The organism is Modestobacter sp. Leaf380, assembly GCF_001424485.1.
In the GTDB taxonomy this organism is placed as follows: Bacteria; Actinomycetota; Actinomycetes; order Mycobacteriales; family Geodermatophilaceae; genus Klenkia.
In genome coordinates this window covers 515,192-528,991 of the sequence record NZ_LMQC01000012.1, presented here as the reverse complement: position 1 = coordinate 528,991, position 13,800 = coordinate 515,192, and the positions used below count along the sequence as shown (strand labels likewise).

At 77.6% G+C, this 13,800-nt stretch carries 13 protein-coding genes and 1 pseudogene; 9 read left to right on the top strand and 5 right to left on the bottom strand.

The features are described from left to right. Window positions 1–12 precede the first annotated feature (12 nt). The 4 genes from argG to ASG41_RS10580 are packed head-to-tail and all read right to left on the bottom strand — an operon-like array spanning window position 13 to window position 4,120. Complete coding sequence (gene argG / locus ASG41_RS10595) at window positions 13–1,428, bottom strand: argininosuccinate synthase (protein ID WP_056293646.1); 1,416 nt, start codon at window positions 1,426–1,428, stop codon at window positions 13–15. A 45-nt stretch (window positions 1,429–1,473) separates the two neighbouring features. Next, the gene (locus tag ASG41_RS10590; RefSeq protein WP_056293644.1) at window positions 1,474–2,112 is read right to left on the bottom strand and encodes a response regulator transcription factor; all 639 of its coding nucleotides are present in this window, start codon (window positions 2,110–2,112) and stop codon (window positions 1,474–1,476) included. Beyond that, window positions 2,109–3,215: a MacS family sensor histidine kinase gene (gene macS, locus ASG41_RS10585; RefSeq protein WP_304438023.1), complete on the bottom strand. Its 1,107-nt coding sequence runs from the start codon at window positions 3,213–3,215 to the stop codon at window positions 2,109–2,111. The genes ASG41_RS10590 and macS overlap by 4 nt, the downstream gene beginning before the upstream one ends. Window positions 3,216–3,274: 59 nt before the next feature. Beyond that, window positions 3,275–4,120: an HAD family phosphatase gene (locus tag ASG41_RS10580; protein ID WP_082556774.1), complete on the bottom strand. Its 846-nt coding sequence runs from the start codon at window positions 4,118–4,120 to the stop codon at window positions 3,275–3,277. A 126-nt stretch (window positions 4,121–4,246) separates the two neighbouring features. On the opposite strand from ASG41_RS10580, the gene ssd reads away from it, so the two are divergent. From ssd to ASG41_RS25260, 7 genes and pseudogenes are all read left to right on the top strand, one after another. Further along, window positions 4,247–5,314, top strand: coding sequence for a septum site-determining protein Ssd (gene ssd / locus ASG41_RS10575; RefSeq protein WP_056293641.1), 1,068 nt, complete (start codon window positions 4,247–4,249; stop codon window positions 5,312–5,314). Further along, window positions 5,307–6,446 carry a TadA family conjugal transfer-associated ATPase gene (locus ASG41_RS10570; RefSeq protein WP_056293636.1) on the top strand — a complete coding sequence of 380 codons (1,140 nt, stop codon included), beginning with the start codon at window positions 5,307–5,309 and terminating at the stop codon, window positions 6,444–6,446. Before ssd ends, ASG41_RS10570 begins: the two co-directional genes overlap by 8 nt. Next, a complete protein-coding gene (locus tag ASG41_RS10565; protein WP_056293633.1) occupies window positions 6,443–7,213 on the top strand; it encodes a type II secretion system F family protein in 771 nt (256 codons plus the stop codon). The genes ASG41_RS10570 and ASG41_RS10565 overlap by 4 nt, the downstream gene beginning before the upstream one ends. Further along, entirely contained in the window at window positions 7,213–7,932 is a 720-nt protein-coding gene (locus ASG41_RS10560; RefSeq protein WP_235564755.1) for a type II secretion system F family protein, read from the top strand. The genes ASG41_RS10565 and ASG41_RS10560 overlap by 1 nt, the downstream gene beginning before the upstream one ends. Before the next feature lie 141 nt (window positions 7,933–8,073). After that, window positions 8,074–8,316, top strand: a complete 243-nt coding sequence (locus ASG41_RS24750; RefSeq protein WP_235564714.1) for a DUF4244 domain-containing protein — start codon at window positions 8,074–8,076, stop codon at window positions 8,314–8,316. A 49-nt stretch (window positions 8,317–8,365) separates the two neighbouring features. After that, window positions 8,366–8,707: a TadE family type IV pilus minor pilin gene (locus tag ASG41_RS10550; RefSeq protein WP_056293630.1), complete on the top strand. Its 342-nt coding sequence runs from the start codon at window positions 8,366–8,368 to the stop codon at window positions 8,705–8,707. Beyond that, window positions 8,704–9,036, top strand: a pseudogene (locus ASG41_RS25260) (Rv3654c family TadE-like protein); the annotation flags it as partial. The gene ASG41_RS10550 and the pseudogene ASG41_RS25260, both read left to right, overlap by 4 nt. 59 nt (window positions 9,037–9,095) lie before the next feature. Here ASG41_RS25260 and ASG41_RS10545 read toward each other — a convergent pair. Continuing rightward, window positions 9,096–11,765 (bottom strand): DEAD/DEAH box helicase, encoded by a 2,670-nt coding sequence (locus ASG41_RS10545; protein ID WP_235564712.1) that lies wholly within the window; start codon window positions 11,763–11,765, stop codon window positions 9,096–9,098. Window positions 11,766–11,920: 155 nt separating this feature from the next. Between ASG41_RS10545 and ASG41_RS10540 the strand changes: the two genes are divergently transcribed. Together ASG41_RS10540 and ASG41_RS10535 are read left to right on the top strand one after the other, a co-directional pair. Beyond that, window positions 11,921–12,238 (top strand): hypothetical protein, encoded by a 318-nt coding sequence (locus tag ASG41_RS10540; protein ID WP_082556772.1) that lies wholly within the window; start codon window positions 11,921–11,923, stop codon window positions 12,236–12,238. Next, window positions 12,235–13,764: an alpha/beta hydrolase gene (locus ASG41_RS10535; protein WP_056293625.1), complete on the top strand. Its 1,530-nt coding sequence runs from the start codon at window positions 12,235–12,237 to the stop codon at window positions 13,762–13,764. The genes ASG41_RS10540 and ASG41_RS10535 overlap by 4 nt, the downstream gene beginning before the upstream one ends. Window positions 13,765–13,800: the final 36 nt, after the last annotated feature.

Genomic DNA, 13,800 nt, shown 5'->3' with positions numbered 1-13,800 from the left:
AGGGGGCTTCCCTCAGTCGGCGCCGGACTCCATGGCGGCCCGGTCCAGCATCTCCTCGTCGGCGGAGACCTCGCCGCGGGAGGCGATGGTCTCGGCTCCGCCGATCTCCATCGGCCCGATGAGCGCGGCGTGGGTGCCGCCCATCATGCCCAGGCCGGCGTACTGCTCGAGCTTGGCCCGGGAGTCGGCGATGTCCAGGTTCCGCATGGTCAGCTGGCCGATCCGGTCGACCGGGCCGAACGCGGAGTCCTGGGTGCGCTCCATGGACAGCTTGTCCGGGTGGTAGCTGAACGCCGGGCCGGAGGTGTCCAGGATCGAGAGGTCCTCGCCGCGGCGCAGCCGCAGGGTGACCTGGCCGGTGACGGCGTTGCCGACCCAGCGCTGCAGGGACTCCCGGATCATCAGCGCCTGCGGGTCCAGCCAGCGGCCCTCGTACATCAGCCGGCCCAGTCGGCGGCCCTCGGCGTGGTACGTCGCGACGGTGTCCTCGTTGTGGACGGCGTTGACCAGCCGCTCGTAGGCCACGTGCAGCAGGGCCATGCCCGGCGCCTCGTAGATCCCGCGGCTCTTGGCCTCGATGATCCGGTTCTCGATCTGGTCGCTCATGCCCAGCCCGTGCCGGCCGCCGATCGCGTTGGCCTCCAGGACCAGGTCGACCGGGGTGTCGAAGCGGGCGCCGTTGATGGTGACCGGGCGACCCTGCTCGAAGCCGACCGTCACGTCCTCGGTGGCGATCTCGACGGCGGGGTCCCAGAACCGGACGCCCATGATCGGGTCGACGGTCTCGATGCTGACGTCGAGGTGCTCGAGGGACTTGGCCTCGTGGGTGGCGCCCCAGATGTTGGCGTCGGTGGAGTACGCCTTCTCCGTGCTGTCCCGGTAGGGCAGGTCGTGGGCGACGAGCCACTCGCTCATCTCCTTGCGCCCACCGAGCTCGGTGACGAAGTCGGCGTCCAGCCAGGGCTTGTAGATGCGCAGCGCCGGGTTGGCGAGCAGGCCGTAGCGGTAGAACCGCTCGATGTCGTTGCCCTTGAAGGTCGAGCCGTCGCCCCAGATCTGGACGTCGTCCTCGAGCATGGCGCGGACCAGCAGCGTGCCGGTGACGGCGCGGCCCAGCGGCGTGGTGTTGAAGTAGCTGCGTCCGCCGGAGCGGATGTGGAAGGCGCCGCAGGTCAGGGCGGCGAGGCCCTCCTCGACCAGCGCGGCGCGGCAGTCGACCAGCCGGGCGACCTCGGCGCCGTAGGCGGTGGCGCGGCCGGGCACCGAGTCGATGTCCGGCTCGTCGGCCTGGCCGATGTCGGCGGTGTAGGTGCAGGGCACCGCGCCCTTCTCGCGCATCCACGCGACCGCCACGGAGGTGTCGAGACCCCCGGAGAAGGCGATGCCGACGCGCTCGCCGACGGGCAGGGACGTGAGGACCTTGGACACGTCGAAGATTATGCACGGCGCTGCATGACCATGCACACGCGGGGTTCAGTCGTCGGTGAGGCCGTGCTCGATCGCGTAGCGGGTCAGCTCGACCCGGTTGTGCAGCTGGAGCTTGCGCAGGGTGTTCTGCACGTGGTTCTCCACGGTGCGGTGCGAGATGGCCAGCCGGTCGGCGATCTGCTTGGCCGACAGCCCCCGGCTGACCAGCTTGAGCACCTCGGTCTCCCGGTCGGTCAGCTCCGGTGCGCCGGGGTCGGGGCCCGACCCGAGCCGCCGGTACTCACCCAGCAGCAGGCCGGCCAGCCCCGCGGAGAACACCGCGTCACCGGCGGCGGTGCGCGCGACGGCCTCGGCCAGCTCGTCGGCCGAGGCGGACTTCACCAGGTAGCCCGAGGCGCCGGCCTTCACCGCCTCCAGGACGTCGGTCTGCTCCGCGCTGGCCGACAGCACCAGCACCCGGGTCCCCGGGAGGGTGGCGACGACGTCCCGGGTGGCGTCGACCCCGGAGTCCGCGCCCAGCTGCAGGTCCATCACCACCACGTCGGGCCGGACGGCGAGGGCCCGGCGGACCGCGGCCCCGGCGTCCCCGGCGGTGGCCGAGACCGTGAACCCCCGCGCGACCAGGTCCCGCTCGACCGCCTCGCGCCACATCGGGTGGTCGTCGACCACCATCACCGTCGTCATCGTCGGTCCCTCTCCCGTGGCACGGTCAGTTCCCACTCGGTGCCCTGTCCCGGGCCGGTGTGCAGGACGGCGGTGCCGCCCAGGTCGGTCAGCCTGCCGCAGATCGACGAGCTGACCCCGCGGTGGCCCGCCGCGCCGGCCTCGGCCAGGCGCCCGGCGGGGATGCCGGGGCCCTCGTCGCGGACCACCACGACGACCTCGTCGTCACCGGGCTCCAGGCTGACCCAGGCCCGGGCCGCCGGGCCGGCGTGCTCGGCGGTGTTGGCCAGCGCCTCCCGGACGGCGGCGGCGAGCTCGGTGGCGACGCGGCCGGGCAGCAGCACCGGGTCGGCGGGGGAGGAGACCTGCACGTCGGGGGTGGCCAGCAGCCGGAGCGTCGAGCCCAGGTCGGCGTCGCCGCCGTGGCCGCCGTCGTCCACGGGTGGGCCGGCCGACAGCAGCCCGCGCAGTGCGACCTCCTGCTCGGCGGCCAGCCGGGCCAGGTCCGCGGCGTCCTCGCCCAGGGCCTCGCCCCGGCGGCGGACGGCGGCCAGCACCTGCAGCACCCCGTCGTGCACGGCCCGGCCCAGCCGTTCGCGCTCCGCGGCGGCCGCTGCGGTGGCCGCGGCCTGCTGGACGGCGAGCGTGGCGGCCCGGGTGGTGGTGGCGGCGTAGCCCAGCAGCACCGCGGACAGGCCGAAGAGCACCAGGTTGAACAGCTCCTGGTCCCCGACCCGCTGGCGCAGTGCGGTGACCGCACCCCACACGACCAGGCCGCCGAGCAGCCCGCCGTCCCGGCCGCGGGCGACGGCGAGGGCGTAGGCGGGCCCGGCCACCCACAGCGAGGTCAGGATCGGGGCACCGGCGGAGAAGGCCGTGGCCGTCTGGGTCGTGGTGACCCCGCCGACCACCGCCACGGTGACGACGAGGTCGGCCAGGGCGGTGCGGGTGCGACGTCCCTCGGGCCGTGCGTAGAGCACGCTGACGACGGCGGTCCACGCGGTCATCGCGACCAGCACCAGCACGGGCGCGGTCATCGAGGGGAACCGGTCGGCGTTGCGCCAGAACCCGACGACGGCCACCACCAGGGCCAGCAGCCGGAAGACCACGACCGCCCGCCACAGCGGCGCGAGCAGGTCGCGGCTGCGGGGGCCGGCGGGACTGCTCGTCGCCGTGTCCCCGGTCAGGCGCCGCGGCGCCGGCGACGCAGGGCGGGCGGGGCCGGTGCCGGGGCGGCTGCGAGCAGGCGCAGCGCCCGCCGGCGGGCGTACCAGGCCAGCCCCGCGACGGCGGCCCCGACGCCGACCGCGGCACCGGTGACGATCGGCGTCCGCGGGGAGTACGCGCGGGCGCTGAGGGCGACCGGGCGGTCGAACGTCAGCACCGGCCAGCCCCGCTCCGCGGCGGCCCGGCGCAGGCCGCGGTCGGGGTTCACCGCGGTGGGGTGGCCGACCGCGGTGAGCATCGGCAGGTCGGTGACCGAGTCGGAGTAGGCCCAGCAGTCGGCCAGGTCGTAGCCCATCTCCGCGGCCACCGCCCGCATCGAGGCGGCCTTGTTCTCCCCGTAGGCGTAGTACTCGATCTCCCCGGTGTAGCGGCCCTCGGCCACCACCATCCGGGTGGCCACGACGCGGTCGACCCCCAGCATCTCCCCGATCGGCTCGACCATCTCGGCGCCGCTGCTGGAGACGATCACGATCTCCCGGCCGGCGGCCCGGTGCTCCTCGATCAGGTCCGCGGCCTCGGCGTAGACCAGCGGGTCGACGATCGTGTGCAGCGTCTCCCGGACGATGTCGTGCACGACCTCGACGTCCCAGCCGGTGCACATCGCGGTGATCTGGGCGCGCATCCGCTCCATCTGCACCTCGTCGGCGCCGGCGAGGGAGAACACGAACTGCGCGTAGGCGCCCTTGAGCACCGCACGCCGGTTGATCAGCCCACCCTGGAAGAACGGGCGGCCGAAGGCCAGGGTGCTGGACTTGGCGATGACCGTCTTGTCCAGGTCGAAGAACGCCGCTGAGCGGGTCACGAGGCACGAGGCTAGGCGTAGCAGGCCCCCGCGGCGGGGGGCTCGCCGTCGTCCACACCCTTCCGGGTCGTCCACAGATCTGCCGGCACCCGCCCGCGACGGCCCCCGGTCGTGCCCACTGGCCCCGTGGACGCCTCACCCCCCGACCTGCCCCGGCCCCTGGTGGTCAGCTCCGACGACCTGCTGGTCGACGACCTGCTGCGGCTGCTGGCCGCCGCCGGCACCACCCCGGAACTGACCCACGGCAGCACCGCGATGCGCCGGGCGCACCGTGCCGCCCCGCTGGTGGTGCTGGGCCGGGACGTGCTCGGCGCGGCGGGCGTCCGGGCCCTGCCCCGTCGGGCCGGCGTCGTCGTCGCCACCCGGGAGGAGCCGGCCGCCGAGGACTTCGAGGCCGCCTTCGCCGTGGGCGCGGAGCGACTGGTCGTGCTGCCCCGGGACGAGGGCTGGCTGGTGGAACGGGCCGCCACCGCGGTGCGCGAACCGGTGGAACCGGGCTCGCTCACCGTGGTCGGGGGGTGCACCGGCGGCGCGGGCGCCAGCACGCTGGCCACCGCCCTGGCCCTCACCGCCGAGCGGTCGCTGCTGGTGGACGCCGACGGTGCCGGCGGCGGACTGGACCTGCTGCTGGGCGCCGAGTGGGCCGACGGGCTGCGCTGGCCCGACCTCGCCGGGCTCCGCGGCCGGGTCGACGGGGCGGCGGTGCTGGCCTCGCTGCCCGTGGCGCACGGGGTGCACGTGCTGGCCCCGCAGCGGGACGCCCCCGCCGAGGTGCCCGCCGAGGCGCTGCTCGCGGTCGTGTCGGCTGCCCGGGCGCAGGGCCACCCGGTGGTGGTCGACCTGCCGCACCGGGCTCCGCTGCTGGCCGACGCCGTCCTCGCCGACGCCGACCTGGCCGTGCTGGTGGTGCCGGCCCGGGTGCGGGCACTGGCTGCGGCCGGACCGCTGCTGGAGGGCGGTGCCTGGAGCCGGGCCGTCGTCGTGGCCCGGACGGCGCCCGGCGGGCTCAGCCCCGCCGAGGTCGGTGCGGCCCTGGGCCGCCCGGTGGTCGCCGAGCTGGGACACGACCGGTCCGCGCTGGTGCGCGGTGAGCGGGGTGAGCCCCCACAGGTCGGGGCCCGCAGCCCCTTCGGCCAGGTGGCGCGGACGCTGCAGGCCCGCACCGCCCGCCGTCCGGTCCACGCCGGTGCGTGAGCTGCCGCCTCTGGTGGACCGGGTCCGGGCCCGGCTGGCCGCCGACGCAGGGGCCCCGTCGCAGGCGGCGGTGGCCACGCTGGTCCGTGAGGAGGCCGGCGGCCTGCTCGGGGACGGCGACGTGCTGCACGCCGTCCGAGAGGCGGTCGACGAGCTGTCCGGTGCCGGGGTGCTGGAGCCGCTGCTGCGGCTGCCGGGGGTCACCGACGTGCTGGTGAACGGCCCGGCAGAGGTCTGGGTGGACCGCGGCGGCGGACTGGAGCGGACCCCGGTCCGGTTCGCCGACGACGAGGCGGTCCGCCGGCTCGCCGTCCGGCTGGCGGCCTCGGCCGGTCGCCGGCTCGACGACGCCGCCCCCTGGGTCGACGTCGGCCTGCCCGACGGCACCCGGCTGCACGCGGTGCTGCCCCCGGTGTCGGGCTCGGGCACGTGCCTGTCGCTGCGGGTGCTGCGCCGGGTCCGGCTGTCGCTGGACGACCTGGACGCCGCCGGCGCGCTGCCCGGTGGGGTGGCGCCGCTGCTGCGCGCGCTGGTGGCCCGGCGGTTGGCCTTCCTGGTCACCGGCGGGACCGGGACGGGCAAGACGACGCTGCTGTCGGCCCTGCTGGGCTGCGCCCCGCCCGCCGAACGGCTGCTGCTGTGCGAGGACGCCGCCGAGCTGGACCCGGTGCACCCGCACGTGGTGCGGCTGCTGACCCGACCGCCGAACGTGGAGGCCGCCGGGTCGGTGACGTTGCGCGACCTGGTGCGGCAGGCCCTGCGGATGCGGCCGGACCGGCTGGTGGTCGGTGAGGTGCGCGGGGCTGAGGTCGTGGACCTGCTGGCTGCGCTCAACACCGGGCACGACGGGGGCTGCGGCACCCTGCACGTCAACCGGGCCGCTGACCTGCCGGCCCGGCTGGAGGCGCTCGGGGTGGCCGCCGGGCTGGACCGCCTGGCGGTGCACAGTCAGGCCGCCGCGGCGCTGGCGGTGGTGGTGCACCTGCGCCGGGGGCCCGCCGGGCGTCGGGTGGACGAGCTCGGCGTCGTCCGCCGGGTGGGCGAGCTGGTCGAGGTGGTGCCGGGCTGGCGGGCCGACGGCGGCGCGGTGCCGGGGCGCCCGGAGCTGGTCCGGCTGCTGGGTGCACCGTGAGCGCCGGCCTGCTGTGCCTGGCCGCCGCCCTGGTGTGCTGGCCGCGGCCGACGGCACGTGTGGTGCGCCGGCTGGGCCGCCGCGGCCGCCCGGCGCGGGCCGTGCTGCCCGGCGGGTGGACGCTGGCCCCGCTGGGGGGCCTGGCGGCGGCGCTGCTGGCCACCCCCGTCGTCGGGCTGCTGGTCGCCGGCTGCCTCGCGGTCGCCCTGCGTGCCTGGCGACGGCGGGCCGGGGACCGCGACCTCGACAGGCAGGTGCGGGCGCTGGCCGAGGCGCTGGGTGTGCTGGCGGCCGAGCTGCGGGCCGGGCGGCCGGCCGAGGAGGCCACCCGCACGGCGGTGGCGGCCTGCCCGCACCCGGTGGTCGCCGGGGCGCTGGCCCCCGCGCTGCGCAGCGGGACCGTCGACGACGTGGTCCCCGAGGCATCGCGCGCGGTGCTGGCCCGGGTCGCGGCCGCCGCGGTGGTCAGTGCCCGGACCGGGTGCTCGCTCGCCGCCGTCGTGGGGGCGGCCGAGGACGACCTGCGGGCCCGGCTGGCGACCGCGGCCGAGCTCCGTTCGGCCGTGGCCGGGCCCCGGGCGTCGGGTGTCGTGCTGGCCGGGCTGCCGGTGCTGGGCCTGCTGATGGGCGCCGGGGTGGGAGCCGACCCGTGGCGGGTGCTGACCACCACCGGCACGGGCACGCTGCTGCTCGTCGCGGGGGTGGGTCTGGAGGTGGCCGGGCTGGCCTGGACCGGCCGGCTGGTCCGTCGGGCGGCGCGCGCATGATGCCGGCGGTGCTGCTGTGCCTCGCCGCGGCGCTGCTGCTCTGGGCGCCCGCCCGGCACGCCGGGGCCGACCGGCTGCGGCGCCCTCCCGCCCCGGGCGCGACCCTGCCCACCCCGCCGGCCGGGCCCCGGCGGCGCTGGGTGGTGGCCGGGGTGGCGGCCGCCGCCGTGCTGGCCCTGGGCGGCATCGGTCCGGGCACGGTCGTCGTGGCCGGCGCGGCCGCGGTCGGCCTCGAGAGGTGGCAGCGGCGGGCCGCTGAGGGCCCGGGGGGCGACGCGGACGCCCGGCGGGTGCGCGCCGACCTCCCGGTGGCCGCCGACCTGCTGGCCGTCTGCCTGTCCGGGGGCACCCCGGTGACCGGGGCGGTGGCGGCGGTCGGTGTCGCGGTCGGGGGCCCGTTGGGTGGTGCGCTGGACGACGTCGCCGGCCGGCTGCGGCTGGGCGCGTCGGCCCGCGCCGCCTGGGCCGACGTGCCCGAGGGGGCGGCGGCGCTGGCCCGGGTGGTGGTGCGCGCGGGGGAGTCCGGGTCCGCCGTCGTCCCGGCGCTGCAGCGGCTGGCCGCCGACAGCCGGGTGGCCGAGCGGGCGGCCACCTCGGTCGCGGTGCAGCGGGCGGGGGTGTGGGTGCTGGCCCCGCTGGGGCTGTGCTTCCTGCCGGCGTTCCTGTGCCTGGGCGTGGCGCCGTTGGTGCTGGGCATCGCCGCGGACGTCTTCGGGTGAGCACGGACCACGCGGGGGCGCTGGCCGTCGTCCCCAACGCAGGGCGTCGTCCACAGGACCTGCGGGGAGGCCCCGGCCGGACCCGCCGGCACCCAGGCTCGGACCGTGCCCCGAGAGCCGGGACGCAGGGAGGACGAGACGGTGGACGAGCAGCAGACGGTGGACGGGTACGACAGCTCGGGGACGGCGACCGCGGGGCCGCTCCGGCGGGGGTGGGCCCGGCTGACCGCCGACCCCGAGGAGGGCATGAGCACCGCGGAGTACGCCGTCGGCACGGTGGCGGCCTGCGCGTTCGCAGCGGTGCTCTACCAGGTGGTCACCGGCGGGTCCGTGGTCACCGCGCTGACCGGCCTGGTGGCCGACGCCCTCGCGACGCTGGGCTGAGGGCGTGGCCGGCCGGCGGCGGGCCCGCCGCGCACGGGACGAGCGGGGGATGGTCACCGCCGAGACCGCCGTCGTGCTCCCGGTGCTGCTCCTGGTGCTGGCCGGTGCGGTGGCCGCGGTCGTGGTGGTCGGCGCCCAGCTGCGCTGCGTGGACGCGGCCCGGGAGGGTGCGCGGGCCGCGGCGCGTGGGGAGAGCAGCGCCCTCGTCACGTCGCTGGCCGGCCGGGCGGGTCCCGACGGCGCCGTGGTCACCTCGACGGTGACCGGGGACCAGGTCACCGTGACCGTCTCGGCACGGGTCCAGCCGCTGGGACCGCTGCCGGTGGCGGTGACCGTGTCCGCCACGGCGACCGGGTTGGTCGAGCCCGGCGCCGGGGGAGCACCCCCGTGAGGGACGACGACGAACGCGGCTCGGCCACCGTCTGGGTGGTCGCGCTGGCGGGCCTGCTGGCGGCGCTCGGTGCGGTGACCGTGCTGGTCGGTGCTGCGGTGGTGGCCCGGCACCGGGCGACGACGGCCGCCGACCTGTCCGCGCTGGCCGCGGCCGGGCGGGCGGTGCTCGGCGACCCGGCGGCCTGCGTCACCGCGGGGGAGGTCGCCGCGGCCAACGGGGCGGCACTGACCTCGTGCGTGGTGGCCGCCGACGCGGTCGCCTCGGTGGAGGTGTCGGTCCCGGTCCGGCTGGGGCCGCTGGGGGTGACCGCCGCCGAGGCCCGCGCCCGGGCGGGCCCGGTCCCGCCGGGCACCGACACAGCGACCGCGGCCGGCCGGGAGCCGGGTCAGAAGACCAGGTCGTCCTCGTCGGGCCGGGTGTACCGGTCCTCCGCGGCGTCGGCGTCCTCGGGCCCGGACTCCGGCGCGGCGTCCTCGGGGTCGGCCGGCGCCTCCTCGGGCCACGGCACGGCCTCGTCCGGGCGCACCGCGCGCGGCCGGCGGACCGTGGTCACCGGCGGTGCGGCGCCGAGGGAGCCGCTGAGCCGCTGCCTGCGCCGCAGTGCCCGGGAGTGCGCCGAGGAGGTCGCCGCGCGGGCCAGCGCGTGCGGCCCGCCCAGGCCCCGGGTGTCGGCAGCCGCCGGGTCCCCGGCGTCGTCGCTGTCCTCGTCGCCGGTGTCCCCGGCGGCGGCCAGCTCGTCGAGCACCACGTCGAGCACCCGGACCGCGCCGGCCTTGTCCAGCGGGTCGTTGCCGTTGCCGCACTTGGGGGACTGCACGCACGAGGGGCAGCCGGACTCGCACTCGCAGCTGGCCACGGTCGCCCGGGTCGCGGTCAGCCAGCGGCGCAGCACCGCGTGCCCGCGCTCGGCGAAACCGGCGCCGCCGGGGTGACCGTCGTAGACCACGATCGTCGCGGCGCCGGTGTCCGGGTGCAGCGCCGTCGAGACCCCGCCCAGGTCCCACCGGTCGCAGGTCGCCAGCAGCGGCAGGATGCCGATCGCAGCGTGCTCGGCGGCGTGCAGCGAGCCGGGCAGCTCCAGGTCGTCGAGCTCCGCGCGCGCGATGGCCCGCTCGTCGAGGGTCAGCCACACCGCGCGGGTGCGCAGCTGCCGGGCCGGCAGGTCCAACGGGAACTCCGCCAGCACCTCGCCGGTGCCCAGCCGCCGCCGCTGGTAGGCCACCACCTGGTTGGTGACGTCGACGGTGCCGGTGTGGGCGGTGACCGTCCCCAGCCGCCGGGTGGTGTCGATGTCGACGATGGACAGGTCGGTGACGTCGCGGGCCACCGTCGTCCACTCGGGGCTCTCGGGGTGCACGGCCGCGCAGGCGTCCTCGACGTCGAGCTCGTCGACCACGTAGGTCTCGCCGCGGTGCACGTACAGCGCGCCCTCGTGGACCGCGGAGTGCGCGGCATCGCCGTCGACGGTGCCCAGCAGCCGACCGGTGGAGCCCTCGATGATCGACACCGGCTCGGCCCCGGAGCCGCGGATGTCCACGTCGGGCCGGCCCCGACCGGCCCAGTACCAGCCGGTGGGTCGCTCGCGCAGCTGACCGGAGGCCACCAGCTGGTCCAGCGCGGCGCGCGCGGCGTCGCCACCGAAGTCGGCCAGCTCGTCGGCGGTCAGCGGCAGCTCCGCGGCCGCGCAGCACAGCTGTGGCCCCAGCACGTAGGGGTTGGTGGGGTCGGTGACGCTGGCCTCGACGGGCCGGCCGAACACCGCGCGCGGATGGTGGGCCAGGTAGTGGTCCAGCGGGTCGTCGCGGGCGACGAAGACGACCAGCGACTCCCGCTGCGCGCGCCCGGCCCGCCCGGCCTGCTGCCACAGCGAGGCCAGCGTGCCCGGGTAGCCGGCCAGCACGACCGCGTCCAGGCCGGCGATGTCGATGCCCAGCTCGAGGGCGTTCGTCGTCGCCACCCCGAGCAGGTCCCCGGCCGACAGCGCACGCTCCAGCTCGCGGCGCTCCTCGGGCAGGTAGCCGCCGCGGTAGGACTCCACCCGGCGCACCAGGTCGGTGCGGCCGCGGTCGGTGAGGATCCGGCGGGCCTGGTCGGCGACGGACTCCGCCGACCGCCGGGAGCGGACGAAGGCCAGCGTGCGGGCGCCCTGCTCGACCAGGTCGGCCAGCAGTCCGGCGGCGTCGGCGGCGGCCGAGCGACGCAGCGGTGCCCCGTGCTCACCGGTCTTCTCCGTCAGCGGCGGCTCCCAGAGCGCGAACGTCGCGCCCGGGCGGGGCGAGCCGTCCTCGGTGACGGCGGCGACGGGCGCCCCGACCAGCCGGGTCGCCGCCGTCGCCGGGTCGGCCACGGTCGCCGAGGCGAGCACGAAGACCGGGTCCGCGCCGTACCGGCGGCAGATCCGTCGCAGCCGGCGCAGCACGTGCCCGACGTGGGAGCCGAAGACCCCCCGGTAGGCGTGGCACTCGTCGACGACGACGTAGGCGACCCGCCGCAGCGTGGAGGACCAGCGCTGGTGCCCGGGCAGGATCCCGCGGTGGACCATGTCCGGGTTGGTCACGATCCAGCGGGAGTGCCGCCGGACCCAGTCGCGCTCCTCCTGCGGGGTGTCCCCGTCGTAGGCCGCCGGGCGGACCGAGGGGTCGGCCAGCGCGGACACCGCCGCGAGCTGGTCCCGGGCCAGCGCCTTGGTCGGGGCCAGGTAGAGCACGCACGCGCGGTCGTCCTCGGCCAGTGTCGACAACGCCGGCAGCTGGTAGGCCAGCGACTTGCCCGACGCCGTCCCGGTGGCGACGACGACGTGCTGCCCGGCGTGCGCCAGCTCGGCGGCAGCGACCTGGTGGGCGTAGGGCTCGCGGACGCCGCGGGAGACCAGCCGGTCGCGCAGGTCCGCCGGCACCCAGGTCGGCCAGGCACCGGTGCTGGCCTCGCGGACCGGGAGCCGGTGCACGTGGGTGACCGGGGAGTCCTCCTCGGGCGTGCCGGTCAGCAGCGCCTCGAGCAGCTCGTCCCCGGGGAGCCCGTCCACGGCAGCCGGACGGGAGGCGGACGACGTCACCCCTCCACTCTCACACCTGTCGGCAACCAGGCGGTGACGGGGCGGATCTGTGGACGCCGTTCCCGCCTGTGGACGACGGCCGACGGGGCGCGCTCCCGGCGGACACCGTCTGTCCTGCCGGGCCCGACCGGGGCCCCACCGAGCAGGAGACACCCGTGCCCGACCTCGTGACCGTGCAACTGGACGACGCCGACGCCCTCGCCGGCCAGCTGGGTGGCCTGGGCGCCGAGCTCGCGGCCGAGGGGTCGGCCACCCGGGGGGAGGGGGCCCGTCTCGGGCAGGCGCTCAGCGGGCCGGCCGGCGAGCACCTGGCCGCAACGGGGCTGGGCTGGGGCGGGCTCGTCGAGTCCCTGGCGGCCCGCACCCAGGACCTCGCGACCGTGCTGACCGGTGCGGTGGCCTCCTACCGCGCCGTCGACGCGCTGGTGTCCGAGCGGGTCGGGGCCGGGCCGCACGCTGCGATCGCCCGATGAGCGGTCCGGTCGGGCTGGCCGCGATCGAGTCCTGGGACCTGCCCGCGCTGCAGACCGCCGTCGGTGGGCTGTCCGGGGTGCCCGAGTCACTGGGCGCCTGGCGGGTGCGGGTGGACTCGCTGGCCGAGCTGCTGCGCTCCACGCCGCTGTGGTCCGGCCCGGCCGCCGACGTCGCGGCCACCGCACTGGTCGAGCTGTCCACCACCGCCGGCCGGGTGCAGGCGGCGCTGGCCGGCAGCGCCGACTCGCTGGGCGTCGTGGTGACCCAGGCCGGCGCCGCGCAGGAGGCGGCCGCGTCGGCACGCGGCTGGGCCGCGTCCGGGCCGGTCGCCCTGTCCGACGACGGCCTCGTGCCGCCGATCGCGACCGCCGCGATGGCCGAGGACCAGCTGACCGCCGTGGCCGACCGCGAGCACGCCGCCAGCCGGGCCGAGGGCCACGCTCGCGAGGCGTTCACCGCGGCCGCCGCCGTGCTGGCCGCCGCGGGGGCGTCGGCGGAGACGCTGGTCGTGGCCGGTGTCGGAGGAGCAGGGCCGGTCGGTTTCGGCGACGTGGCCGCCGCCGCGGCCGCGGCGGTGTCCGCGCCCCCGGTGCCGCACGTCGACCCGACCGGCGCGGCCACCTGGTGGTCCGGGCTGAGCACCGCCGAGCAGCAGGCCGCGATCGTCGCCGACCCCGCCGGGGTGGGCCGGCTGGAGGGCCTGCCCGCCTGGGCGCGGGACGAGGCCAACCGCAGTGTGCTGGCCGCGACCCTGGCCGACCCCACGGCACCCGGCCTGGCCGAGGCCCGGGCGACCGCCGCGCAGCTCGCCGTGGTCGAGGCGGCGGGCCAGACGGCCCAGCTGCTGCTCTTCGACCCGGTGCGCGGGCTGACCGCCCTGTCCGCCGGGGACCTGGACACCGCGCAGGCCGTAGGCGTGCTGGTGCCGGGGATGCTGACCTCGGTCACCGGGGACCTGGACGGCATGACCGGGGACGCGCTGAGCGTGCAGTCCCTGGCCCAGGCCGCCGCCCCGGGCCTCGCCGTCGCCACGGTGGCGTGGCTGGGCTACGAGACCCCGCACCTGGGCAACGTGCTGTCCCCGCGGCGCGCGGTCGTCGGCGGCCCTGACCTGGACCGGGCCCTGGACGGCCTGGCCGCCTCTCGCGCCGCGGGCGCGCTGGCGTCGGGCCCCGCCCTCCCGCGGACGACCCTGGTCGCCCACAGCTACGGCACCCTGGTCGCGGGGGAGGCGGCCCGTGCCGACGGCGAGCTGGCCGCCGACGCGTTGATCCTGCTGGGCAGCCCGGGTGTCGGGGCGCACGAGGCGGGTGACCTGGAGGCCGACGAGGTCTTCGGCGCCTGGACCCCCTTCGACCCGGTCTCGACGTCGGACTGGTACCAGGGCAGTCCCTTCGACGCGGGCTTCGGGGACACCGCGCTGCCCACCACCCCGGTGCAGCTGCACACCGAGTACTACAGCCCCTGGTTCCCGACCGTGGAGGCGATCGCCGAGGTCGTCGCCGGGACGCGGCGGCCGGACTGAGGGGTCCATCGACGGGTCCACCGACGGGCCGGGCCG